Raw genomic sequence first — 22336 nt, 5'->3', positions numbered from 1 at the left:
AAAAAAAGGAGAAGCGGCCACTGCTTCTACCCTTATGTGTAATGACCGACATGTAAAGTCTTTCAGCAGATATTTACCAGCCTATTTACAGGAGTCCGTGCTTTGTGCGGCTCCGCTCTACCTTGTCCGCATCCTAAAGATCATCTGCCCCGCCACCGGTCCGGCATGCTGCGCGTCTGCCAAGGGTTGGCCTAGGTGGCACAGATTACTCTGCGGTGCGGTTTTTCGTTGTTATTAGTTTTTTGAATTGGTGATAGTGGCGGCGGAGGACACCGATGTGATGTGGATCGTTGTGACGGGCTTCTAGACGGGCTAAGCCGGCACTGGCAGTGTTGACCGCGTCGAGTAGTTCCTGCAGTTTGCGCTCAATCTGGTCTGAGCGCAGGTTGAATTCATGGGTTTGGCGGTCCTGAAGTTTGGTGAGGTAGAGCAGGGCACCGACGCCGTGGGTTTCCACATAGTTTTTCAGATACTGCTCCCGCACCTTAAGATCGTATTTTCGGTGGTCGTCGCTTCGGGCGATGAAGCTGTTGCCCATGTCGCCGGTGGCGTCACGGCGTTGGTTCCAGTAGGCGCGGGCCGCACCGTCAATAAAGCTGATGCTGAAGCAGGCAGCGAATCGCAGGTGAAATTCCCAATCGCCCACGACGGGGAGGGATTCATCGTAGTAGCCGATCTGGTCATGGACGGACCGTCGGTAGAGGAAAGAGATCGGTACCCCGCGGTTATGGCGGAGGAGATCGAAAAGCGTTATTTCGGTGATATCCGCCGCAAACGGTTCACGGCCCACAACTTCGATCTGGCTTCCGACAATCCGTTCGTAGACGATGTCCGTCCGAACCATTACCCCTTCCTCGCCGGAGGCTTCAAGGCAGTCAACTGTTGACTGTAGGAAGTCTGGCCGCCACTGGTCGTCATCGTCGTGGATGGCAAGGTAGGTAGAATTCGTCGCCCGGATTCCCAGGTTCGACGCTGCCTCCATTCCCAGGGATGAGGGGTTGTGTATTACCTGGATGCGTGCTTTCCCCTCGCCCGCGTGCTTGGCGACAAGGCTGTTCACAGGGCGGGCCGGACCGCCATCGTTGACGATTAACAGGACCCAGTCGGTGTAAGTCTGGTTAAGGACATCCTGAATTCCCCGCTCCAGCAGCAAGGTGCGGTTCTTCGTCCGCATGATGATCGCAACTGTTGCCGCGGGAACGTCCCTCATTGCCGCCGCGTCGTTGTCCGGCCGGATTACCATCACTTGGCCCGCACCCGCTTCAACATCCCGGTTACACGCCACGCGATCGAAGCAACTCGGAAAGCCTTGGAGCCGGCTAACTCATCCAATTCATGGCGGATGCTGTCTCTGTCGCCCGCCAGGACGTGGCACACGTCCCGTTCGCGATGTAGCTCCAATTCCGCAACGGCTGCCCGCAGCTGAACCTGACCCAAGGCCTTCCGCACGGCAGCTGCCTCCGTGGTCCACGGGCCATGGGATGCATACTCTGGAGCTGGGCTGAGGTTCGGTGGCGCCGGCTGTGCTTGGCCTTTCAGCGACAGGGCGACGGCGTCCCACCAGGCTTGTGACTCCCGAACCCTCCCCCTCCGGAGGTTACGGAGGTGAGCTTGTATTTCCGATCGTTGGGCCCATGCGGCCAGAACCGCTTCCCGAAAGCTGCTCGTGAGTAAGGACGTGAGGGGGAGGTTAAAAGACCCGAGTCCCCAATTGCCCAGGGCGCCGGAAAGCCTGATGTCGGAATAATGATCAGCACTCAGGGCGACGGCGGGAACACCGGCTCCTGTGGCAAAGACTGCCGGGTGGTAACGCGACGTTATAACCATGCTGGCTCCAGCGGTCATCGCGGCAGTTTCCTCGAATGGGAGGACCTCGAGCAGGGTCAGATTCGTCGTGGTCATGGTTGCTGCGACCTGTTCATGCGCGTGCAGGTCTTGGTTCCGAAGGGTGGGTGAGTCCATATGCGGGATAAAAACGATGCCCAGTCCTGACACCTCGGCGATCTCGTCCAGTACTGCGCCGACCGCACGGTAAAACTCGTCTTCTGCCAGCCCGCCTTTCGCGGGGGAGAACGAAACGCCGATGTACGAATCGGTATCCGCTGGCGTACCCGACACACCGGCGGCAAGGAAGGCCGCGTCGTCGAGCCCTGCTGAGAGCTTGAGCTCAGGTACCCCCAGGTCCAGGGCCAATTGCCGGGACTGACTTTCCCGGGCTCCCACTAAGTCTGCGGATTCAAGCAGACAGGCCAAAGTGGCTGCATCCTTTACGGTGAGAACGGGCCCGAAAGTCTGCCCGGAGATTACTAAAGGTTTCCCCAAGTGGTTGGCGATGGCTGCGACAGCCGCCCGTTCATAAAGCAGCCAGCCGTAGGTCGAGTTCATGTTCCCGCCGCCGGCGATAAGGACCGCATCACAGGTTTGGACGACGCGGAACAGTTCCCAGAACTGGTCATCCGCCGGCAGCGCTTCTGTTTCACCGCCCAGAACCTGGAAAATTTGATCCAAATACTTTTCCCGGCCCAGCGGCTCCCAAGGGAATTCGACGGTCTTGGCGGAGTCCGTGCCGTGTATAGTCCGGGTCTGCGCAGGGTCACGGGAGAGAAGTACTAATTCATCAATCCCGCGGCTTCGCAGCTCATTTGTGGCAGCGTGGGCTATCGCTTCATCCCCAACGTGATACACGGACTGGCCTACATCAGCTAAGAGAGCGACCCTCATGAAATTCCTTTTGAAATGGATTAATATGCGCTTCGCGATTCACCGTCTTCCATCAAACGCCAGAAGTGAACCTCACCAGCTTAACCGCTAGGTTTCATGTCAGCGAGTAGCGCCGGTCTGCGCCGTTGCCTATGTCGTCCAGGTCCGCACAACGTAACCAGCAGGTACCTCCGGATCCACGGCGAAATCGACCTCGCGCAGGAGTCCGCCTACCGATGGGCAGTAGGATTGCTGGGTGACCGCGCCAGTAAATGCCTCTGCTATAAGGATCCGCCCCGCCCGCACCGCCGATGTCAGGGCGATCAAGGCCTTGGTGGCACCGCTGGCGGAACAGCAGATCCTGGTGGCAAAGGAAACGGTGGCATACTACGAGTCGCTGCAGGAGTTCCGGATCGCGGAATGCGACGGCGAGATCATTGGCTGCGGTGCACTGCACGTCATGTGGGAGGATCTGGCCGAAATCCGTACGTTGGCGACTTCTGGCGCCTGGCGGGGACACGGCGTCGGGCATGACCTGACGGAACAGCTACTGAACGAGGCGCGGCTACTGGGCGTCAGCCGCGTCTTCTGCCTTACCTTCGAGGTGGACTTCTTTATCCGGCACGGCTTCACGGTGATGGCAGAGCAGGAAGCCGTGGACCCGATCATTTATCAGGAGCTGCTGCATTCGCACGATGAGGGCGTCGCCGAGTTCCTTGACCTGGCGCGGGTCAAGCCAAATACCCTCGGCAACACCAGGATGATTCGCAGACTGTAGCCCCGCCACTCTGGACCACGTCCAGCTTCTTCCCGGGATTTTCATTGCAACCTCGGAGCGGGTGCTCCTAGACTCGCCAGTATGCTGATTAGTTCGGTTAAGGCGTTGTCAGCCCAGGTCCTCCGCATGGACACCATAGCCGTCGCGGACCCGTGGATCGAATGCTCGGAATTCACCGAGAAATACGACACCGACAGGCGAGAATTGTGCGGGAAAGTCCCGCAGGCCCGCATTAACGCCGCGATGCCTCAAGCATCCCGACCTTTGGCCGGCCCACCCGAAAAGGAGCCCAAATGATAAACATGCTGAACAAGGTTGTGGTAGTCACCGGCGCGAGCGGCGGCATCGGAAGGGCGACGGCGATCGCTTTTGGTGGAGCTGGTGCTCACGTAGCGCTACTGGCCCGCGGCGAGCAGGGGCTTGCGGGGGCGGCAAAAGAGGTTGAAGCGGCAGGCGGCCGCGCGCTCACGATCTCCGTGGACACCTCCAAATTTGACGATCTCGAGGCGGCCGCGGCGCGGGTGGAAGACGAACTGGGCCCAATCGACATTTGGGTCAACGTCGCCTTCACCTCGGTTTTTGCCCCGCTGGCCGAGATCAAACCTGACGAGTTCAAGCGCGTAACCGAGGTCAGCTACCTCGGTTACGTGTACGGCACCATGATTGCGCTGAAGCTTATGAAGCCCCGGCGGCGGGGCACAATCGTGCAGGTCGGCTCCGCGCTGGCCTATCGCGGCATCCCCCTGCAGTCCGCGTACTGTGGCGCGAAACATGCCATTCAGGGCTTCAACGAGGCGCTGCGCTGCGAGCTGCTCCATGAGAAGAGTCCGATCCGAAACACCATGGTCCAAATGCCTGCCGTCAACACACCGCAGTTCAGCTGGGTGCTGTCCCGGCTGCCGCGCAAGGCCCAGCCGGTGCCGCCGATCTACCAACCGGAGGTGGCGGCGCGGGGTGTGCTCTACGCTGCTGCGCATCCGCGACGGCGCGAATATTGGGTCGGTGCCAGCACGGCAGGAACGCTAATCATCAACGCCGTCGCCCCCGGTGTCTTGGACAGGTATCTGGGACGTACAGGCTTCAGCTCCCAGCAAACATCCCAACCTAAGGACCCGGACCAGCCAATCAATCTATGGGAGCCGGCGGACCAGGACCGGGATTTCGGAACCCATGGTGTGTTCGACAAGCGCTCGGCCAAGTGGAGCCTTCAGCTGTGGGCGTCGCAGCATCATGGACTGTTGTATGCCGTGGCCGGAACGGTCGCCACAGCAGCAGCCACGGTAGCCGCGATGGGCCGGGGGAAGCGACCATGAGGGGCCTGGAACTTTCCCGGGCCGGTTACGGCACGGTGCAGTTGGTCGCTCCGAACCTGCTGTCAGAGCGCGTGGCCGGGCTGCAGCTGGATGGGCGAGCAACCGCGGTGGTCAGGGTGCTCGGTGCCCGGCACCTGCTGCAGGCCGCAGTGGTTTCAGTCGTTCAAGGCTCTGCCCCTCCGGGGTCCCCGAGAGCCTCTGCCGCCCACCGGTTAGGTTCGGCCGTGGATGCACTTCATGCCGCCAGCATGGTGCTGCTCGCTGCAGCAGATGCCAAGCGCAGACGCGCGGCCCTCACGGACGCCGTCGTCGCCGGAGTCTTTGCTGCTGGCGAATGGCGGGCCGGCCGGTCTAAGGGGTGAATTCGCGCCCGAACAGGCCTAATCTGAGGACAGCAGACGGTAGGACAACGTGACGGCAGGAAAGAAGGACCGATGGAAAACGCCCAGGATTCCAACGCTCAGGAATCCCCGAACAGTGAAGCCCAAAACAATGTCGCCCGGCAGCTGGCCATTCTGGATGTGACGGCGCGTGCCGATGGCCACACGCCGGAGGAGATCAGTGCAATGTTGCGGGACGCGTTCGCCCGCCGGGGTGCCCCCACCGCACCCGATATTTGGCTGGCCACGGTGGCCAGGGATGCATCCGTAGGGACCCCCTACGTCGTGAGCCGTGAAGCGATGGAAGAGGCCGCCCGCAGGATTGCCGGCTCGCAACCGGTCAGCAATGCCGGGGCCCTCGAGGCTGGCCATGCACTGGGCGCCGGACCTGCTACTCGCTCCGGCACACCGACCCAACACGGGCAGGGCGGACCTCCCGCACTACCGCCCGGCGTTCGCCGGATAGTCATCCCCTCGCTGCTGGCGGAGCAGAGCCCGCAACTGCGCGGTTACCTGGCAACACCTCCGGGGCACGGGCCATGGCCGGCCGTAGTAATGCTCCACGAAGCGTTCGCCATTGATGCCGTCATGCTGCGCCAGGTCGCGCGGATGGCCGCGGCCGGCTACCTGGTTTTGATGCCGGATCTGTTCAGCGCCGGAGGCCCGCGGCGCTGCCTGAGCGCGACCTTCCGGGCACTGAAGTCGGGCAAGGGCCGCGCCTTTGCGGATATTGAAGCCGCGCGCAGGTTGCTACTGGACCGGGCGGACTGCACCGGGGCGGCTGGCGTGCTCGGATTCTGCATGGGCGGCGGATTCGCGCTCGCCTCGGCCGCACGTGGATTTGGGGCCGCATCCGTGAACTACGGGATGATCCCCAATGACGTCTCCCAGGTGCTCGAGGGCGCCTGCCCGATAGTGGCCAGCTATGGCGGCAGGGATCCTCTGCTGACCAGATCCGTCCCCCGGCTGGAGGCGGCGCTGAAGCAGCATTCCATCACCCACGATGTCAAAATTTATCCCCATGCCGGGCATGCCTTCCTCAACGATTCACCCACCGGCCCCACGCTGCTGCGACCGGTGCTCAAACTGATTACCGGGGCGGGCCCGGACCCGGAGGCCGCAGCCGATGCCTGGCAGCGAATCGAGGACTTCTTCGGCCAACAGCTCAAGCACGAGACGGAAAACTGATGGGACGGGGGTGCCGTCCTCCCTCAGCAGTGACGAGGAAACGGCGCAAAAATAGCTCGCTTGCTTAGCTTTTTTTACCCCTACGTGCTTAGAATAAACGAGCTTGGTGTCGCACTCGGCACAACGGATCCGTCCGCGGATCCGTCATTGTCTACAACGAAAGTGAGCACGTTAATGGGACTGGGTGACAAGATCAAGAACGAGGCAGAGCACTTGATGGGTAAGGCGAAAGAGACCACCGGAGATGCGACCAATAATGACGATCTCAAGGCCGATGGCATGAAGGATCAGGTCAGCGCGGACGCCAAAAAGGTCGGCGAGAACGTCAAGGACACCTTCAAATAGGCCTCAGCCTTGCATTGGTGCGGCGCAAAAAATCGGTTGCGAAGAAACCGGAGGAGCACCGCGCCACTGTAATGGTAAGTTCGACGGCGGCGGATCCCACAGGGGGTCCGCCGCCGCTTTTGCTGCCCTATCCAAGGCATAAAGCGGCAGGTAGGGTTCAAGCAGGGCGCCGGTCGCAGGCGCCCGAGACGAAGCCTGTGAGGAGTCCGCAGTGAAGAAGCTCATCAACGACCCTAAGTCCGTGGTCGACGAATCCGTGCAGGGCTTCGGCCTGGCCCATCCCAATCTGGTCAAAGTCAACACGGACCCGCTGTTTGTCATCCGCAGGACCGCGCCGGTGCCCGGGAAAGTGGGACTGCTCTCCGGCGGCGGCAGCGGTCATGAGCCACTGCATGCCGGGTACGTTGGGATCGGGATGCTGGACGCCGCGGTCCCCGGCGCGGTGTTCACCTCACCGACACCGGACCAGATACTGCCCGCAACGCTTGCTGTCAGTTCTGGAGCCGGCGTCGTCCATATTGTGAAGAATTACACCGGCGACGTGCTCAACTTCGAGATGGCAGCGGAGCTGGCCGAGGCAGAGGGCGTGCAGGTGCGCACCGTTCTGGTCAATGATGATGTAGCTGTTGAGGACTCGCTGTACACCGCCGGCCGCCGTGGCGTCGGCGGCACGGTGCTGGTGGAGAAGATCGCCGGGGCCGCGGCCGAGCGTGGTGACGACCTGGATGCGGTCACGGAAATCGGCCGACGGGTGAACGCGAATGTGCGCACCATGGGAGTGGCGTTGGCCGCCTGCACCGTACCGCACGCCGGAGTCCCCAGCTTTGAGCTGGCGGACAGCGAAGTGGAGATAGGGATCGGCATCCACGGCGAACCCGGACGGCACCGGATCGCGATGGAGAGCGCGGACTCCATTACCGAGCGCCTACTGGAGCCGGTGCTGGCCGACCTTCAGCTGCGTTCGGGGGAAAAGGTGTTGCTTTTTGTCAACGGCATGGGTGGAACGCCGCTGAGCGAGCTGTACATTGTCTACCGGCACGCAGCCGCCATCCTCGACGAGGCGGGCATGATCATTGAGCGCTCACTGGTAGGGAACTACATCACGGCGTTGGAGATGCAGGGATGCTCCATCTCGGTGCTCCGCCTGGACGACGAGCTCACTGCGTTGTGGGACGCCCCCGTCAACACCGCCGCCCTGCGATGGGGCATCTGAGGATTAGGGAGCGCCGCGCATGAGGACAACACTGGACACCGAATGGGCCATTGCATGGCTCCAGGGCGCCACGGAGGCCGTGGCCGAACACCGCGTGGCATTGAGTGAATTGGATCGAGCCATCGGCGATGGAGATCACGGGGAAAACCTGGACCGTGGCTTCAGCGCCGTTGCGGCCAAGCTGCGCCTGGATGCCCCGGAAACACCAGGGGCGGCATTCAAGCTCGCGGCAATGACCCTGATGTCCACGGTGGGGGGCGCGGCGGGTCCGCTGTACGGTACCGCTTTCCTGCGGGCGGCGACCGCCGTCGGCGATGCAATGGAGCTGGATCCGGTGCTGCTCGCCGGTGCGCTGACAGCCGCCCGTGACGGCGTTGTTCTGCGTGGCAAGGCGGAGCCGGGCGACAAGACAATGATCGATGCGTGGACGCCGGCCGTCGATGCCGCCAATTCCGCAGTGGCCGCCGGAGCGGACGTGACGGCGGTGCTGGCCGCTGCCGCAGCCGCCGCGGAAACGGGAGCCGTGGCCACGGATCCGCTGATAGCGCGGAAGGGCCGGGCCAGCTATCTGGGGGAGCGTAGCGCCGGGCATCGTGATCCGGGGGCCGCGTCTTCTGCTCTGATTCTGCGCGCCGCCGCGGAGGCCGCATGAGCGTCGGCTTGGTGATCGTTTCGCATAGCGAGAAGTTGGCGGCCGGCGTCGTTGAATTGGCAGCCCAAATGGCTCCGGCGGTGAAAATTATTGCGGCAGGCGGGACCATGGATGCGGCCGGGGAAACCGTGCTCGGCACCTCGCTGGAGAAAATCATGGATGCTCTGAACGCTGCTGAATCCGGCGAAGGTGTCCTGGTGCTGACCGATCTTGGTTCCGCCGTGATGATCGCCGAATCGGCGCTGGAAATCATCGGCAGTCCGGCGACCACGCTGCTGGCGGACGCGCCGCTGGTTGAAGGCGCCGTTGCCGCCGCAGTTGCGGCGCAATCCGGCAAGGATTTGGATACGGTCCGCAGGGCTGCCGAAGAGGCTTGGCAGCCTTCAATGTCGTCGGGCCAAGACCCTGAGCCGGAGCCGGACCCGGACCCTGAGCCGGATCCGACGGCGTCCGCCGTCTCCGGTCTCCTCCCCGAGAAGGCAAGTCCCGCGGAAACCAGAGGGCCGGACGCTGATGCGGTGACCGCCGAGCTGGAGCTGATCAATCCAATGGGCCTGCACGCCCGGCCAGCCGCCACCCTTGCCGGGGCACTCGGTGCGATGGACGTGGAGATAGACATCAATGGGGTGGATGGGAAATCGGTGATGATGTTGATGACGCTCGGCGCGGGGTGCGGCACGACCCTGTGCGTGAGCGCCACGGGCGCCGACGCGCAGCAGGCCGTGAAGCTGGTGCGCTCTGAGATCGAAAACGGCTTCGGGGAGTTATAACGGTTGCCCGCGGCAACCGGAAGGCGCGGCAACGAAGTTTCTAAGCAGGAAGGGCAATGCCACCGCCGCCAGTGGCTTGCGCAAGTCCATCGCGCAATAGCCCCGTAATGACGCGTTCCAGTTGGCTTTCTTCGGCGTTGAGCCGATAGAGCCGCGCCAGTTCTGTGGCTACAGGAGGTTCGGTAGGCGTCAGACCGGAAGCCTCCACAGCACGGGAACCAGAGGCCCCGGAATCGTGCGCCTGGGCGGGGTCCGGTGCGGGTGCCGCGCTCAGTGCCGCTGCGGGGGAGAAGAGCAGCCCGCGTTGCAGCCCGGGCCCGGCGGCGCGCAGTACCGCCATCACGGCCCCGCGCACCTGCCGGTCCGTGCCGGCCCAGGCCTGCCCTTTCGGCTGATACGTAGGTGCGGGCCCGCCGGCAGCCAGCCAGGCGCATTTCTCCCGGACGGGGCATTGGCCGCATTTGGGTGAGCGGGCCGTGCAGATCAGCGCCCCGAGTTCCATCACCGCAGCGTTCCACCGCACCGACTGCCCCGGTTCTGCCGGGAGCAATTGCTCCGCAAGCCGAATCTCTGCAGCGTTCAGAGCAGGTGCCGGCAGCGCCGTCCCGGCTATCAGGCGGGCGTGCACCCTGCGGATATTGGTATCCACCACGGTTTCCCGGCGGCCGAAGGCAAATGCGGCGACGGCGGCAGCGGTGTAGCTGCCGACTCCCGGTAAACTCAGCAGTTCGTTGTACGAGCCGGGTACCTCGCCGTCGTGTTCCAGGGCCATGAGTGCCGCGGCCGCATGCAGCCGCAGCGCCCGGCGGGGATAGCCCAGCCGGCCCCAGGCACGGACCGCCTCGCCGGAGGGAGACTGTGCCAAGGCGGCAGGGTCCGGCCAGCGGAGCAGCCAGTCCTTCCAGACCGGCAGCACGCGCGTCACTGGAGTCTGCTGCAGCATGACCTCGCTGACCAAAACACCCCACGCGGAGCAGTCGGGGTCCCGCCAGGGCAGGTCCCGGGCATGGGAAGCGAACCAATTGATGATTTCTTCGTGCAACTGAACATCCTCAAGCAATAACAAACGAAAACCATAACCGATGCCGGAATAATGCTAACGGGCGCGTGCGGCTGTTGCCGTCCGCCGGCTTCCCCGTGCCGCACTCCGGAGAGCTGCGGCGTGGTGACAAGGCTGCAGGGACGAGGGAACATACAGTGGAGGAATGGCTGGGAAGGGTAACGGGCGCGGTGACACCGGGCGCGGACGTGGAACTGCCGGTGCCTCCTCTGCCCGCCCATCCCCGCGGGTGATTTTCCGCCGCCGCCGGGCCGCGGTAGCTGCCGCGCTACTTGTCCTGATCGTGATCGTTGTCGCAGCGATTGCGGCGGTCTCCTATCTGCGCCCGCGCGGGGACCACCCCAGTGCAGCAGCGTCATCGTCCAGTGCCGGCAGCAGCATCTCACGGCAGGCTCCAGCACCGCCGACGGCAGGGACGCAAACCTCTGAAACGGGGGCGACGGCGTCCTCGGATGCAACCAGCACGGAATCCGCCGGCAGCGCGAGCCCGACGCAGGCGGCCGTCCCCGCATGCGGGACAGACGCGGTCTCTGTCACCGCAAGCACGGATGCCGCGGTCTACGCAGCAGGTCAGGACCCAGTGCTGACGCTCAGAGTGACGAATCTGTCCAAATCGCCGTGCACGGTCAACGTTGGCACCAATCAAATGGAATTCGTGATCAGCAGCGGAGCTGACAGGATTTTTTCCTCCAGAGACTGCCAGGAGGGCGGCACGGACCTTATTAAGACGATAGCGCCGGGCGCTTCCGAAGTGGCAAACTTCCCGTGGAAACGGATTCGTTCGGCTGCCGGGTGTACCACCGTCGCCGCCACGCCGGGAGCCGGTGGAGCCTACTATTCGCTGGCAGCTACCCTGGGGCCGTGGACCAGCCCTAAAGTCTCCTTCGAGCTGCAGTAAGCGTAACCGCGCCCACGCCGGAAACGGCGGTCTTTACAGGAACCGGTCCAGCAGACTTGCCTCGGCGATCCGGGACAGGCCTTCACGAACCGTTCTGGCGCGTTGTTCGCCGATTCCGTCCACCACCATAAGTTCATCAATGGTGGCCGCCATCAGGTTCTGCAAACCGCCGAAGTGATCCACCAGTCTATCCGCCACTGCCCTCGGCACGGCCTTGAGCCCGGACACGAGCCGGTAGCCGCGGGGTCCGATTATTGCCTCCAGGGATTCCGGACCGGTGGTGAGGCCGACTATGTTCGCAATCCGGCTCAGATCGATCAGCTCGGTGGGGCCAATTCCCTCCAGCGCTGCGACGGCAGCGTCAATTTCGGCCGACGTTCGGGAAGCGGAATAGTCGCGGATGACCATTTCGCTGCCTGGGCCACGCCCAACCGTCAGCTCGTCGAGTTGTAGAGACAGCAGCCGGCCGTCCACGCCCAGTTCCAGCACATACTGGGCAATTTCTTCTGAGATGCGCCGCACCATTTCGTGCCGCTGCAGGGTGACCGCAACGTCCCGGACCGTCACCATGGCTTCTATTTCCAGGGCGGAAAGCGAGCTGGTGACCTGGTCCAACCGGGACCGGTAGCGCTCCAGCGTTGCCAGCGCCTGATTGGCCCGGGCAAGCACTTTTTCGGAGCCCTCAAGCACGTAGCGCAGGTCGTGCACGTAGAGGGCGATGATCTGCATGGATTGGCTGACCGAAATGACCGGGACGCCGGTCTGTTTGGCCACCCGTTCGGCGGTGCGGTGCCGGGTGCCCGATTCCTGCGTCTCAATGCTGGGATCCGGAACAAGCTGCACGGCAGCCCGCAGGATCCTGTTCGCATCCTTGTCGCAGGTAATGGCGCCATCCATCTTCGCCAGCTCGCGCAGCCGGGTCGGCGAGAATTCGATGCCTATGTCGAAACCGCCGGAACACAGTGGGTCGATGGTGCGGTCGGAACCGAGGACTATTAGTGCGCCCGTTCGTCCGCGCAGGATCCGCTCCAGGCCGTCTCGCAGCGGAGTTCCGGGCGCAACCCGGGCCAGCGTGGCCTTGAGGGCTTCTTCGGGGCTCCGGGCCATCGCCTTTTTCCTTCCACGGTGCGCGCGGGTACGTCCGCGTTAGTCACTACGCCAATAATAGTAGAATTCGGCGCTTCGGATCACAGCGGCTGGTCATTCCGGCAACGGTTGCGCCGGACGCTCCTTGGCGGCGTCGCGGAAGAGCAGGTGCATTGCTTCGGCCAGATGATGGACCTCCCGGACCGAGAATCCTTTGGGTACTGTCCCGGCACCCTTCGGGCTGGCGGGCACGATGGCGTGCGTGAAACCGAGGCGGTGAGCCTCGTGAATACGCTGGCTGATACCCGGGACCGGGCGGACCTCGCCCGCCAGTCCCACCTCGCCGAACGCGATGAGCCGGTTGGGAATGGCGACCTTGGCCTTGGCCGAGGCCACTGCGAGCACAATCGCCAGGTCCATGGCCGGTTCGGTCAGCTTCACCCCGCCCACGGTGGCGACGTAGCTGTCCTCGCCGGTCAGATCGGCACCGCCGCGCTGCTGGAGCACGGCAAGCAGCATGGAAACCCGGGACGAATCAAGACCAGTGGCGGAACGGCGGGGCTGCGAGGTGGAACTGGCCGCCAGCAGGGACTGCACTTCGGCCAGCAAAGGACGCCGGCCCTCCAGTGTGACGGTGATGCACGTACCGGAAACAGGATCCTTGGTCCGGGACACGAACAACCCGCTGGGGTCGGCGAGGCCAATAATGCCGTGTTCGGTGAGGTCAAAACAGCCAACCTCGTCCGTGGGACCGTAACGGTTTTTGATTGCGCGGACCAACCGGAGCCGGGAGTGGCGCTCGCCGTCGAACTGGCAGACCACATCCACCAGATGCTCCAGCAGGCGCGGACCGGCGATGGAGCCGTCCTTCGTGACATGGCCGACCAGGAGGGTCGTCATGTTAAGCCGCTTCGCCGCGGCAATGAGGGAAGCGGCAACCTCCCGCACCTGCGAGACGCCGCCTGCGCTGCCGTCCACGGCGGCGCTGCTGAGCGTCTGCACGGAATCGACAATCAGCAATTTCGGCATTAGCGCCTCCACCTGGCCCAAGGTAGCGCCCAGATCGGTTTCCGCGCTCAGATACAACGTGTCGGCAACAGCGCCGATCCTGTTGGCACGCAGCTTGACCTGCGCCGCCGATTCTTCACCGGTGACATAGAGCACATCACGGACCTCCACCCGATCCTCATTGCGCGCAAACTTCGCCGCCACGTCCAACAGCAGGGTGGATTTTCCGACGCCCGGCTCACCGGCCAGCAGGATCACGGCACCGGGAACCATACCTCCGCCGAGCACCCTGTCCAGTTCAGGAACGCCGGTAGGCAGGTATGCAGCCGTCGAGGCGTCCACATCTGCAATCTTCAGCGCCGGAACGACGACGGCTGTTGCCGCCGTCGTTCTGCCGACGCTGACGCCGGATTCCTCCACGGTTCCCCAGGCCTGGCACTCTGCGCAGCGGCCCACCCACTTGACCGTGGACCAGCCGCATTCGGAGCATTTGTAGCCTTGCGAGGGTGTCCGCCCGGTGCGGAGGGATTTCGTTGCCATCAAACCAGCGTAGCGGCGCCCACCGACACGGGCCGATGTGGCCGGCCGTCGGCAACGTCCACGGAAGGTCCTGAACTGTTCACCGGCCGTTCATGTGCCCCGGACCGTCCCGTTACCTGGGCTGCATAGCGTAAGCAGCGGTAAGGCACACCAGTGGCTCCTGGACTATGGAGCCGATCTGCGATTCCCTGGAAGGGGCAAAATTTAGTGAAGGCTTTTCGCTTTGGGCAGGCTGCGGCAGTATTGACGGCCGGCGCCCTTGCACTGACAGCCTGTGGCGGCAATTCCAGCGCTGCCGGCACGTCCTCCGCCGGCGGATCCGGGTCGGCATCGGCCGCGGCGGATTACAGCGCTCTCGCCGGTACGATCACCGCCGGCGGTTCCAGCGCGCAGGCCAACGCCCAGGCAGCCTGGAGCGCGGGATTCAAGGCACAGACCCCGAAGGTGACTGTCAACTACGACAAATCGCAGGGATCCGGCGGCGGTGTCACCAACTTCACCGCCGGCTCGTATGATTTTGCCGGTTCCGACGCCTATCTCTCGGCGGATCAGGCCACCAAGGCCCAGGCCGTCTGCGGCACCGGCGGAGCGGTGAATCTTCCGGTCTATTTGGACGGGGTGGCGATCGTCTTCCACCTCAAGGGCGTGGACAAGCTTCAGCTTTCGGCCAATACCCTGGCGAAGATCTTCAGCCAGCAGGTCAAGACCTGGGACGATGCCGCCATCATGGCCGACAATCCCGGAGTAACGCTGCCTTCGACGGCCATCACCACGGTGACACGATCGGACGGCTCCGGCACTACGCAGAACTTCAGCAACTATCTTCACCAGGTTGCTCCTGACGTCTGGACCGCGCCGGTCAGCAACAAGTGGCCGGTTGCCGGTTCCTCGGCCCAGCAGGGCGGCTCGGGCGTGGTCAATACGGTCAAGGCCGGCGATGGAACCATCGGCTACGCGGACCACAGCGCCATCGGTGACCTCCCGGCTGCAGCCATCAAGGCGGGGGACAAATATGTTTCCTTCAGCCAGGACGGCGTCACCAAGGCAATTGCGACGGCGGTGACGCCGGCTAAGAGCACAGTGGCCGGCGATCTGGGTCAGGACATTGACTACACCAAGCTCACCAGCGGGGATGCCTACCCGATTCCGCTGATCTCATACGACATCCTCTGCACCAAGTTCAAGGATGCGGCGCAGGCCAAGCTCGCCACGGCTTACATCAACTACGTTGTCAGCGATCAGGGGCAGAAGATCGCAGCGAAGAACGCCGGCTCCGCGCCGCTGCCGATCGAGCTAGCTGACAAAATCCGGGCGACACTGAAGACGGTTTCCTAGATGTGAGCAGCTCACTAATCGCAGAGTCCAAGGACCCGGCCGTGCCGGGTAGGCCAACGCCGGGTAAGCCAACGCAGGGAAAGCCACGATCGGGCAAACCGAACGCAGCAGCCAGGACCAGGCCGGCGGATCGGGTGTTCAAATTCCTGAGCACCTCGGCGGCCGTGTCGATCATGGTGATTCTGGCCGGGGTGGCGCTGTTCCTGATCATCCGGGCACTGCCAGCGATCACGGCGAGCTGGAGCACCAATCCGGAGCTCAAGTCCGGGGTCACCGGAGGCTTCGCCAGCTTCTGGGCGTATGTTTCTCCGCTGGCCTTCGGGACCGTGTGGGCCTCGGTGATCGCGCTGTTGATGGCCACTCCGGTGGCAATCGGCATTGCGCTCTTTATCTCGCATTACAGCCCACGCCGGATGGCCAGTTTCCTCGGTTACATCATTGATCTGCTCGCCGCAGTACCGTCAGTGGTCTACGGACTCTGGGGCATTTTGGTAATGCGGCCATTCCTGCTGCCGCTGCAGGAATGGCTCAATGCCTATCTGGGCTGGATTCCGCTCTTCAGCGGTAAGGTCACCTCCACAGGCTCCAGCATTCTGACCGGCGCTGTGGTCCTGGCGGTGATGGTTTTGCCGATCATCACCGCCATCTGCCGCGAAATATTTCTGCAGACTCCCAAACTGCACGAGGAGGCCGCGCTGGCGTTGGGCTCCACCCGCTGGGAAATGATCCAGCTGTGCGTATTCCCCTATGCCCGCTCAGGTATGGTCAGTGCCATCCTGCTGGGCCTGGGAAGGGCGCTGGGTGAAACCATGGCCGTCGCGATGATCATCTCGCCTGCCATTATCGCGTCCTTTCGGATCATCACTGAGGGTGAAAACTCGCAGACCATCGCGTCCAATATTGCGCTGAACTTCCCGATCGCCACCGGAATGCAGCGGGACGCGCTGATTGGCACCGGGCTGGTGCTGTTCGTGATCTCACTGGCCGTGAACATGGTGGCCCGGCTGATCGTGAATGCCGGTACTGGCAGGAAGAAAGTGTTCTGGCGCAAAGAGAAAGTATCGACGTCATGACCGCTGCAACCGAAGCATTCCGGCATCCCGCCGTACGGAACCGCCTGACGACGCGGCAGTTACCCAAGCGGGCCGGTCTCTACACCCTGATCGGCGCCTTTATCCTTGCCGCAGCGGTCCAAGGGCTGACCGGCTTCAACTGGTTTGCCCTGCTGGCGCTCACTTGTGTGTTCTATTTACCCGCGATTTACTTACTTTCCCGTGTGAAGGAGAACCGGCGCAAGGCGCTGGACCGTTTAATCCGTTCACTGGTGACGGTGGCGTTCCTGCTGGCACTGGCGCCGCTGATCTCCACGCTCTGGACGGTCGTCAGCAAGGGCCTGGGCATCCTGAATTGGGAGTTCATCAGCACCTCCGGGGGAGCGGCCCGAATCAATCCGGACACCCTGGAGCTGGTCTCGTCCTCGGGGGCGCTGCAGGCGATCGTTGGAACACTGCAGATCACCGGATTGGCCACACTGTTCTCGGTGCCGATTGGCCTGTTGACGGCGATCTACCTGGTGGAATATGCCCAGCCCGCATTCTGGCTCCGGCGCACGGTCAATTTCCTTGTCGATGTCATGACGGGCATCCCATCCATCGTCGCCGGTCTCTTCGCATTTTCGCTGTTCACCTTGCTGCTCGGACCTAAAGCGTTCAGCGGCCTTTCCGCCGCCGTCGCCCTTTCGGTCCTAATGATCCCGACTGTGGTGCGATCCTGCGAGGAGATGCTCCGTCTGGTTCCCGCCGATCTGCGCGAGGCGTCCTACGCGCTCGGAGTGACCAAGTACGTCACCATTGTGCGCATTGTTATTCCGACGGCGATCGCCGGGATCGCGACCGGCGTCACGCTGGCTATTGCCCGCGTGATCGGTGAGACCGCCCCGATTTTCATGGCGGCCAGCTTCACCGATTCGTTCAACGCGAACCCGCTCTCCGGCCCCATGCAGACGCTGCCGGTGATGGCGTATACCGGCTATAAGTTCCCCGGTCAGAACATCGATCTGTCCAACAGCCAGGCCTGGGGCGCGGCGCTGCTGCTGGTGCTGCTGGTGATTGTACTGAACCTGGTTGCCCGAATCATCGCCATGATTTTCGCCCCCAAGACCTCCCGTTAGAAGGAAACACATGTCCAAGAGCAACGGTGTTGCCAAGAGCATCAGTGTCAAAGACCTCAATGTCTACTACGGCGAGTTCCTGGCCGTCCATGATGTCAGCATCGACATTGCCCCGAGATCGGTGACGGCCTTTATCGGGCCTTCAGGCTGCGGGAAGTCCACCCTGCTGCGCACGCTGAACCGGATGCATGAGGTACTGCCGGGGGCCCATGTTACCGGCGAGGTGTTGGTGGATGGGGACGACCTGTACGGCGCGGGGGTTGACCCGGTGACGGTGCGCCGGCAGATCGGGATGGTTTTTCAACGGCCCAACCCGTTCCCCACCATGTCCATCAAGGAGAACGTGCTGGCGGGGGTCCGGCTTAATAACCGGCGCATTTCCCGCTCCGCAGCCGACGAGCTGGTGGAAAGGTCGCTGCGCGGCGCGAACCTGTGGAATGAGGTCAAGGACCGGTTGGATAAGCCAGGCCAGGGGCTCTCCGGCGGCCAGCAGCAGCGTCTGTGCATTGCCCGGGCCATTGCTGTGGAGCCGCAGGTGCTGCTGATGGATGAGCCCTGTTCGGCGCTGGATCCGATCTCCACGTTGGCGGTGGAGGACTTGATCAACGAGCTCAAGGACAGTTACACGGTGGTGATTGTGACCCACAACATGCAGCAGGCCGCCCGTGTTTCGGACATGACCGCGTTCTTCAATATTGCCGGATCGGGGAAACCGGGGAAGCTGATCGAATACGCCCAGACCACCACCATCTTCAATAACCCCGCGCAGAAATCCACTGAAGATTACGTTTCAGGCCGCTTCGGGTAGGTCCGTGGGTCTAGAGCAGCGCGGAGATGGCGAGGTAAAAGATCCCACCCAGTCCCGCCGCGGCGAGCGGAGTGGCCACCCACGCGGTGAGAATCCGCAGCCAGAGCCGGCCGTTGGTCACCGAGAACCGCTGGTTCAGGCCCGCCCCAATGATCGCCGACGTCACGGTGTGGGTGGTGGATAACGGCAGGTGAAAACCGATCGCACCGACAAAAAGCAGGACGGCGCTGACCAGCTGGGCCACCAGGCCACGCATCGGATCGATCCGCGCCAGCCTGCTGCCCAGAGTATGCGAAATTCGCCAGCCCCCGGCCAGCGTGCCGGCGGCGAGCAGGACGGCGGAAAATGCCAGCACCCACATAGGAACGGTGCCTGACCCACCCAGCCCGGCGGCCGCCAGCGCAAACAGCAGGACCGTCGTCGTCCGTTGCCCGTCCTGCAGGCCATGACCGAAGGCGACGGCGGCAGTCGCGACAGCCTGCACCCGCCGGACACGTTTGTTGACGAAGCTTGGTTGGCTGTGCCGCGACGCCCAGACGGCCGGATAGACCAGCAGAAACGACAGGGCGAAGGCAATCACGGGGGAGAGCAGCAGCGGCAGGACCACCAGCATCAGTACCGTGACATCCAGCCCCTGCAACGGCTCCCGTCCTACCATGACCGAGGCGACGGAGGCGCCACCGAGGCCGCCGATCAGCGCGTGCGTGGAAGACGAGGGGTAGCCGCGGCGCCACTGGTAGATTCCCCACACGCCCGCCGCGGCCAGCCCCGCCAGCAGAAGTCCCAGGCCCGCGCTGCCGGGCGGGACACGAAAGAGCCGGCCGCCAAGCGCAACGGCGAAGCCGCCGCTGAGCAGCGCTCCGATGAGATTGAAAAAGGCCGCCAGTACGACGGCGATGCTCGGCGTCAGCGACCGAGTGCGGACGGCGACGGCGACGGCGGAGGAAACGTCGCGAAAGCCGTTCAGGAAGGCGAAAACGGCGGCAAGGATCAGCACTGCCAGCAGGAATGCTGTGATCAAGCTAGGATTCCTTGACGATGATGCTGCCTACCGCGGTGGCTACCTGGCGCATGTCCTTGGTGACGTTGACCAGCTGGTCGGCCACATCGCGGTACCGGATGTAGGCTGCAGCCTTGTAATCGCGGAGCAGCTCGCTGACGAAAACGCGGTGCGTGTGCTCGGCACGCCGGGCCAGCCGCAGGACCTGAATCCAGTAGTCCTCCAGTTCCTCCAGATTGTCCATCCGGCGCATTGCCTCGGCGGTGAGCTCGGCCTGCCGGGCAATCACCTCCAGCTGCTCGGAGGCCCGGGCGGGAATACGCTCCAGCTTATTCAGCGAGATCAGCTCCGCCGCGCCCGTGAGCTTTTCATTGGCCTCATTGAGGAAACGGGCCAGCGCAAACAGGTCTTCCCGGGGCAGCGGATTGATGAAGCTGGTCCGCATATGCGTCAAGAGGGACACCAAGAGGTCACTTGACGCAGCCTCGTGTTGGCGCATCTGCTCGGTCAATGGCGCAAAGTCGCTCGCTGGAGCTCCCAGCAACTCCGAGAGCGTTTGGACGCTGCGGACAATCTCCTGTGCCATCCCGGCCAAAATTCGCAGCCCTGTTTTTTCCTGCGGGAACAGGCGCAGCTTCACGATAGGTCCCTCCCGGATCGAGCCGACGGTTGCTACGGCCGGATGGGCTGTGGCAACGACCTAACTTTACTTCGCTGGCGGGAGCGCGTTGACACACAGTTGAAACACAAAGGTGGTGCCGGACTGGGAGCGCCTCTCGGCGTTAGGCCGCTCTAGGCGGCTAAAAGATGGAGCCCGGGGGTTCCGCAGTCCGGCACCTCCTTCAGTGTTCTACTTCATCGAAGCTGTGTCAACAGGACGCTCCGAACGCTCCGGTGCTGCTAATCCAATTCGCCACGGCGCCAAGAGCCGGCTGCCTGTTCCAGGTCCTCGGCAGTTCGGATCAGCTGGCCGGCATTGCGGGTCAGCCGGTCAGCGTGGGCGCCGTCGGCGTGTTCGCGCTCATCCGCAATGCGGGACTGGCCCAGCGCCACCACCCGGCAGAAGGCCGCCGAGCGTTCCAGCGCAACGTCAAATTCGCCGTCGAACGCCCCGGACAAGATGGCATCAGCCATGGTCTTCAGCTCATCAGCGCCGGGCGGTTCGGCAACCCCGGCCACCGCCCGGGACACCTGTGCCGTGTCCTGGCCGGCCCGGAAATAGACCGAAATACGCTCCGGGTCCTGTTGCATAGAGGCCCGGAGGGCGTAGAGCCGCCACAGAGCCCCGGGCAGTGAACGGGCCGGACTCTGCGCCCACAGTTCCGCGATCGCCTCGAGGCCTTGCCTGTCCGCGAGTTTGACCAGCCGCTTTGTGACCGCGGGATCGTCGCTTTCCCGCCCGCGGCTTACGAGCGCCTGCGCGGCCAGGTGAGCTGCCTCCGAGACCCTGGCCGGGTCCGGTCCGCCGGCAAAAGGCTCGAAATCCGCAGGGGCAAACAGCTTGGGCTTGTGCTGCCGTGGAGGCTGGGAACCCTGTGTTGCACTCATCCCCCGAGACTACTCCTGTGCCTCGGACGGGTCGAGAACAGGTGCCCGGCGAAGGCCGTCAACGACCACGATTCCCGGCGGCGCAATGTGTGCGCTATTGTAGAAAAGCGTTCGCCGCAGCAAGCGGTGTGCACTGGTGAGGGCCTTTAGCTCAGTTGGTAGAGCATCGGACTTTTAATCCGTGGGTCATGGGTTCGAGCCCCATAGGGCCCACCAGTACAGCAGGCCGGCAGCTGATAGCTGCCGGCCTGCTGTGCATTAAGCCTCCACTCACGTCCGGCGGCCGGCCGCACCCTGCCAGGTCCGCCGGCAAAGTCTTCGCCAAAGCGGCACGGGCGCCGGAGCGGGCATTGACCAAACGCGGCCGAAGTACTCCAATTGAGGTAGGGGATAAAACCCCGGCCGGAGGTGGCTCAGTGTCCTTACCAGCAACGGGACCTATTCAACTGCTCTTTCAACTGCTCTGTTGCGCCGTGGTGGCCGGGGTCAGTACCGCGGTCATGGTTTATGCGCTGCGCCAGGAATTGCGCCGCGAGGCCGGGTGCCGCGGCGATGCGCTCTTCTGGCACGGGTTTCTGGGCCTGGCGTTTGTGTTACCCGCGGTGATCATTACGGCTGTCGTAAACCCGGTGGCTGGCGCAGTGCTGTTGCTGCTGACGGTAACAGTTGGCGCGTGGGTGTACCGCGGCACGCCGGGGCAAGATGATCGGCGGCGCCAGTGCTTAGGCAGGCGGGCGGACGCGCGTGACTTTAGCGCGTTGGCCACCCGGCACGATGCGGTCCTGGCGCGCTGGAGCGACTATGAACTGGACCCGGCCAAAATGATCGACTATCCGGATCTGTCCGACGTCCGCCGGGCCGAGACGGCTGTCTTGATCCGGACCATGCGGGAGGCGGCAATCCTGCGCAGAGGTGTTGGCGTTGCCAAGGGCGCCATTGACCGCGGGGGCGCTGATTCGGCCTGTGCGGTTTATGCTGTTGCCGTCACCCGGCTCGAAGAACGGCTGGCGGCTGCGGAGCTGGCCGCCGGGGTCCCTTGTGCCGAGCCGGTCAGCGCGGCGCAACCTGAACCGGCCGCCGCGTCCCATCCCGCCGCCGTCCGTCCGGCGCCCGCCCCGTCATGGGTCGGTTGGGGTGGTTCGGAGCGGGGATTGCCAGCACGGGACGGCCGTGCCAAGGTCGATATATGAATGACACGGCCGAGACATTCCACAACGACGTGACTATGCTGCGCAACGATGCGCAGCATCAATATGAACTGCGGGTGGGTGGGGAACTGGCCAGTGTGGCCCGGTTCCGTGAGCTACCCGGTCACGTGGATTTCACGCATACGGAGACCATGGACCCTGCCCGCGCAAAAGGGATGGCGAAGATTCTGGCGCGTTACGCCCTCGATGACGTTTCTGCCTCCGGCAAGCGGATCATCCCGCACTGCTCCTTTATCGCCGGGTTCCTGCGCCGTCACGAGGACTACGGCCAGATCACGGACTGGCCGGAGACGGACTGACGTCCGCCGCGGCCCGTTACCCCTACGCAGGGCTAGA

At 63.5% G+C, this 22336-nt stretch carries 24 protein-coding genes and 1 tRNA gene; 17 read left to right on the top strand and 8 right to left on the bottom strand.

Translation table 11 applies throughout. The features are described 5' to 3' along the window. Nucleotides 1-205 precede the first annotated feature (205 nt). Together OS914_RS04450 and OS914_RS04445 are read right to left on the bottom strand one after the other, a co-directional pair. Complete coding sequence (locus tag OS914_RS04450) at nt 206-1243, bottom strand: glycosyltransferase family 2 protein (protein WP_267544889.1); 1038 nt, start codon at nt 1241-1243, stop codon at nt 206-208. Then, on the bottom strand, nt 1243-2721 hold the full coding sequence (locus OS914_RS04445) for a polysaccharide pyruvyl transferase family protein (RefSeq protein WP_267544842.1): 1479 nt from the start codon (nt 2719-2721) through the stop codon (nt 1243-1245). Before OS914_RS04445 ends, OS914_RS04450 begins: the two co-directional genes overlap by 1 nt. A gap of 235 nt (nt 2722-2956) precedes the next feature. Between OS914_RS04445 and OS914_RS04440 the strand changes: the two genes are divergently transcribed. The 9 genes from OS914_RS04440 (at nt 2957) to dhaM (ending at nt 9339) form a co-directional block, all read left to right on the top strand. Then, entirely contained in the window at nt 2957-3478 is a 522-nt protein-coding gene (locus OS914_RS04440; protein WP_267544841.1) for an amino-acid N-acetyltransferase, read from the top strand. 81 nt (nt 3479-3559) lie between these two features. After that, the gene (locus tag OS914_RS04435) at nt 3560-3775 is read left to right on the top strand and encodes a hypothetical protein (protein ID WP_267544840.1); all 216 of its coding nucleotides are present in this window, start codon (nt 3560-3562) and stop codon (nt 3773-3775) included. Then, nucleotides 3772-4791, top strand: a complete 1020-nt coding sequence (locus OS914_RS04430) for an SDR family oxidoreductase (protein WP_267544839.1) — start codon at nt 3772-3774, stop codon at nt 4789-4791. The genes OS914_RS04435 and OS914_RS04430 overlap by 4 nt, the downstream gene beginning before the upstream one ends. Continuing rightward, nucleotides 4788-5153: a hypothetical protein gene (locus OS914_RS04425; protein WP_267544838.1), complete on the top strand. Its 366-nt coding sequence runs from the start codon at nt 4788-4790 to the stop codon at nt 5151-5153. The genes OS914_RS04430 and OS914_RS04425 overlap by 4 nt, the downstream gene beginning before the upstream one ends. Nucleotides 5154-5225: 72 nt before the next feature. Beyond that, nucleotides 5226-6359 (top strand): dienelactone hydrolase family protein, encoded by a 1134-nt coding sequence (locus tag OS914_RS18070; RefSeq protein ID WP_324290618.1) that lies wholly within the window; start codon nt 5226-5228, stop codon nt 6357-6359. A gap of 174 nt (nt 6360-6533) precedes the next feature. Beyond that, entirely contained in the window at nt 6534-6704 is a 171-nt protein-coding gene (locus OS914_RS04415; RefSeq protein ID WP_267544887.1) for a CsbD family protein, read from the top strand. 211 nt (nt 6705-6915) lie between these two features. Then, nucleotides 6916-7917, top strand: coding sequence for a dihydroxyacetone kinase subunit DhaK (dhaK, locus tag OS914_RS04410; protein WP_267544837.1), 1002 nt, complete (start codon nt 6916-6918; stop codon nt 7915-7917). 19 nt (nt 7918-7936) lie between these two features. Further along, nucleotides 7937-8569, top strand: a complete 633-nt coding sequence (dhaL, locus tag OS914_RS04405; RefSeq protein WP_267544836.1) for a dihydroxyacetone kinase subunit DhaL — start codon at nt 7937-7939, stop codon at nt 8567-8569. Next, nucleotides 8566-9339, top strand: a complete 774-nt coding sequence (dhaM, locus tag OS914_RS04400; RefSeq protein WP_267544835.1) for a dihydroxyacetone kinase phosphoryl donor subunit DhaM — start codon at nt 8566-8568, stop codon at nt 9337-9339. Before dhaL ends, dhaM begins: the two co-directional genes overlap by 4 nt. 40 nt (nt 9340-9379) lie before the next feature. Here dhaM and OS914_RS04395 read toward each other — a convergent pair whose 3' ends face one another. Continuing rightward, nucleotides 9380-10405: an HhH-GPD family protein gene (locus OS914_RS04395; RefSeq protein WP_267544834.1), complete on the bottom strand. Its 1026-nt coding sequence runs from the start codon at nt 10403-10405 to the stop codon at nt 9380-9382. 139 nt (nt 10406-10544) lie between these two features. On the opposite strand from OS914_RS04395, the gene OS914_RS04390 reads away from it, so the two are divergent. Then, complete coding sequence (locus OS914_RS04390) at nt 10545-11297, top strand: hypothetical protein (RefSeq protein WP_267544833.1); 753 nt, start codon at nt 10545-10547, stop codon at nt 11295-11297. Between the two features lie 33 nt (nt 11298-11330). On the opposite strand, the gene disA is transcribed toward OS914_RS04390, so the two are convergent. Together disA and radA are read right to left on the bottom strand one after the other, a co-directional pair. Then, nucleotides 11331-12404 carry a DNA integrity scanning diadenylate cyclase DisA gene (gene disA / locus OS914_RS04385; protein ID WP_267544832.1) on the bottom strand — a complete coding sequence of 358 codons (1074 nt, stop codon included), beginning with the start codon at nt 12402-12404 and terminating at the stop codon, nt 11331-11333. A gap of 93 nt (nt 12405-12497) precedes the next feature. Beyond that, a complete protein-coding gene (radA, locus tag OS914_RS04380) occupies nt 12498-13931 on the bottom strand; it encodes a DNA repair protein RadA (protein ID WP_267544831.1) in 1434 nt (477 codons plus the stop codon). Between the two features lie 207 nt (nt 13932-14138). On the opposite strand from radA, the gene pstS reads away from it, so the two are divergent. The 4 genes from pstS to pstB are packed head-to-tail and all read left to right on the top strand — an operon-like array spanning nt 14139 to nt 18244. Next, nucleotides 14139-15266, top strand: a complete 1128-nt coding sequence (gene pstS / locus OS914_RS04375) for a phosphate ABC transporter substrate-binding protein PstS (protein ID WP_267544830.1) — start codon at nt 14139-14141, stop codon at nt 15264-15266. A gap of 2 nt (nt 15267-15268) precedes the next feature. Then, the gene (pstC, locus tag OS914_RS04370; RefSeq protein ID WP_420713860.1) at nt 15269-16339 is read left to right on the top strand and encodes a phosphate ABC transporter permease subunit PstC; all 1071 of its coding nucleotides are present in this window, start codon (nt 15269-15271) and stop codon (nt 16337-16339) included. Next, the gene (gene pstA / locus OS914_RS04365) at nt 16336-17436 is read left to right on the top strand and encodes a phosphate ABC transporter permease PstA (RefSeq protein WP_267544829.1); all 1101 of its coding nucleotides are present in this window, start codon (nt 16336-16338) and stop codon (nt 17434-17436) included. Before pstC ends, pstA begins: the two co-directional genes overlap by 4 nt. Nucleotides 17437-17446: 10 nt before the next feature. Further along, a complete protein-coding gene (gene pstB / locus OS914_RS04360; protein ID WP_267544828.1) occupies nt 17447-18244 on the top strand; it encodes a phosphate ABC transporter ATP-binding protein PstB in 798 nt (265 codons plus the stop codon). 10 nt (nt 18245-18254) lie between these two features. Here pstB and OS914_RS04355 read toward each other — a convergent pair whose 3' ends face one another. The 3 genes from OS914_RS04355 to OS914_RS04345 all read right to left on the bottom strand — a co-directional run bounded on the left by OS914_RS04355 (nt 18255) and on the right by OS914_RS04345 (nt 20792). Further along, nucleotides 18255-19265: an inorganic phosphate transporter gene (locus tag OS914_RS04355; protein ID WP_267544827.1), complete on the bottom strand. Its 1011-nt coding sequence runs from the start codon at nt 19263-19265 to the stop codon at nt 18255-18257. A gap of 1 nt (nt 19266) precedes the next feature. Then, nucleotides 19267-19884, bottom strand: coding sequence for a DUF47 domain-containing protein (locus tag OS914_RS04350; RefSeq protein WP_267544826.1), 618 nt, complete (start codon nt 19882-19884; stop codon nt 19267-19269). 260 nt (nt 19885-20144) lie between these two features. Further along, on the bottom strand, nt 20145-20792 hold the full coding sequence (locus OS914_RS04345; protein WP_267544825.1) for a hypothetical protein: 648 nt from the start codon (nt 20790-20792) through the stop codon (nt 20145-20147). A gap of 140 nt (nt 20793-20932) precedes the next feature. Between OS914_RS04345 and OS914_RS04340 the strand changes: the two genes are divergently transcribed. The 3 genes from OS914_RS04340 (at nt 20933) to OS914_RS04330 (ending at nt 22299) form a co-directional block, all read left to right on the top strand. Continuing rightward, nucleotides 20933-21008: transfer RNA gene (locus tag OS914_RS04340), tRNA-Lys, on the top strand. After that, entirely contained in the window at nt 20981-21982 is a 1002-nt protein-coding gene (locus OS914_RS04335; RefSeq protein WP_267544824.1) for a hypothetical protein, read from the top strand. The genes OS914_RS04340 and OS914_RS04335 overlap by 28 nt, the downstream gene beginning before the upstream one ends. Next, a complete protein-coding gene (locus tag OS914_RS04330) occupies nt 21979-22299 on the top strand; it encodes a GNAT family N-acetyltransferase (protein WP_267544823.1) in 321 nt (106 codons plus the stop codon). The genes OS914_RS04335 and OS914_RS04330 overlap by 4 nt, the downstream gene beginning before the upstream one ends. Nucleotides 22300-22336 lie beyond the last annotated feature (37 nt).

Origin of the sequence: Arthrobacter endolithicus, assembly GCF_026627425.1 — a bacterium.
Taxonomy (GTDB): domain Bacteria; phylum Actinomycetota; class Actinomycetes; order Actinomycetales; family Micrococcaceae; genus Arthrobacter_M.
Note: the sequence above shows the minus strand (reverse complement) of the source record. Positions and strands in the feature narration are given on the sequence as shown.

Excerpts from the sequence above, each read along its gene's own strand:
- pstB (WP_267544828.1), top strand. The coding sequence starts at position 17,447 with ATGTCCAAGAGCAACGGTGTTGCCAAGAGCATCAGTGTCAAAGACCTC.
- OS914_RS04430 (WP_267544839.1), top strand. The coding sequence starts at position 3,772 with ATGATAAACATGCTGAACAAGGTTGTGGTAGTCACCGGCGCGAGCGGC.
- OS914_RS04435 (WP_267544840.1), top strand. The coding sequence starts at position 3,560 with ATGCTGATTAGTTCGGTTAAGGCGTTGTCAGCCCAGGTCCTCCGCATG.
- OS914_RS04445 (WP_267544842.1), bottom strand. The coding sequence starts at position 2,721 with ATGAGGGTCGCTCTCTTAGCTGATGTAGGCCAGTCCGTGTATCACGTT.
- OS914_RS04335 (WP_267544824.1), top strand. The coding sequence starts at position 20,981 with ATGGGTTCGAGCCCCATAGGGCCCACCAGTACAGCAGGCCGGCAGCTG.
- pstA (WP_267544829.1), top strand. The coding sequence starts at position 16,336 with ATGACCGCTGCAACCGAAGCATTCCGGCATCCCGCCGTACGGAACCGC.
- OS914_RS04390 (WP_267544833.1), top strand. The coding sequence starts at position 10,545 with ATGGCTGGGAAGGGTAACGGGCGCGGTGACACCGGGCGCGGACGTGGA.
- disA (WP_267544832.1), bottom strand. The coding sequence starts at position 12,404 with ATGGCCCGGAGCCCCGAAGAAGCCCTCAAGGCCACGCTGGCCCGGGTT.
- OS914_RS04425 (WP_267544838.1), top strand. The coding sequence starts at position 4,788 with ATGAGGGGCCTGGAACTTTCCCGGGCCGGTTACGGCACGGTGCAGTTG.
- dhaL (WP_267544836.1), top strand. The coding sequence starts at position 7,937 with ATGAGGACAACACTGGACACCGAATGGGCCATTGCATGGCTCCAGGGC.
- OS914_RS04345 (WP_267544825.1), bottom strand. The coding sequence starts at position 20,792 with ATGAGTGCAACACAGGGTTCCCAGCCTCCACGGCAGCACAAGCCCAAG.
- OS914_RS18070 (WP_324290618.1), top strand. The coding sequence starts at position 5,226 with ATGGAAAACGCCCAGGATTCCAACGCTCAGGAATCCCCGAACAGTGAA.
- dhaM (WP_267544835.1), top strand. The coding sequence starts at position 8,566 with ATGAGCGTCGGCTTGGTGATCGTTTCGCATAGCGAGAAGTTGGCGGCC.
- OS914_RS04330 (WP_267544823.1), top strand. The coding sequence starts at position 21,979 with ATGAATGACACGGCCGAGACATTCCACAACGACGTGACTATGCTGCGC.
- OS914_RS04415 (WP_267544887.1), top strand. The coding sequence starts at position 6,534 with ATGGGACTGGGTGACAAGATCAAGAACGAGGCAGAGCACTTGATGGGT.
- radA (WP_267544831.1), bottom strand. The coding sequence starts at position 13,931 with ATGGCAACGAAATCCCTCCGCACCGGGCGGACACCCTCGCAAGGCTAC.
- OS914_RS04450 (WP_267544889.1), bottom strand. The coding sequence starts at position 1,243 with ATGGTAATCCGGCCGGACAACGACGCGGCGGCAATGAGGGACGTTCCC.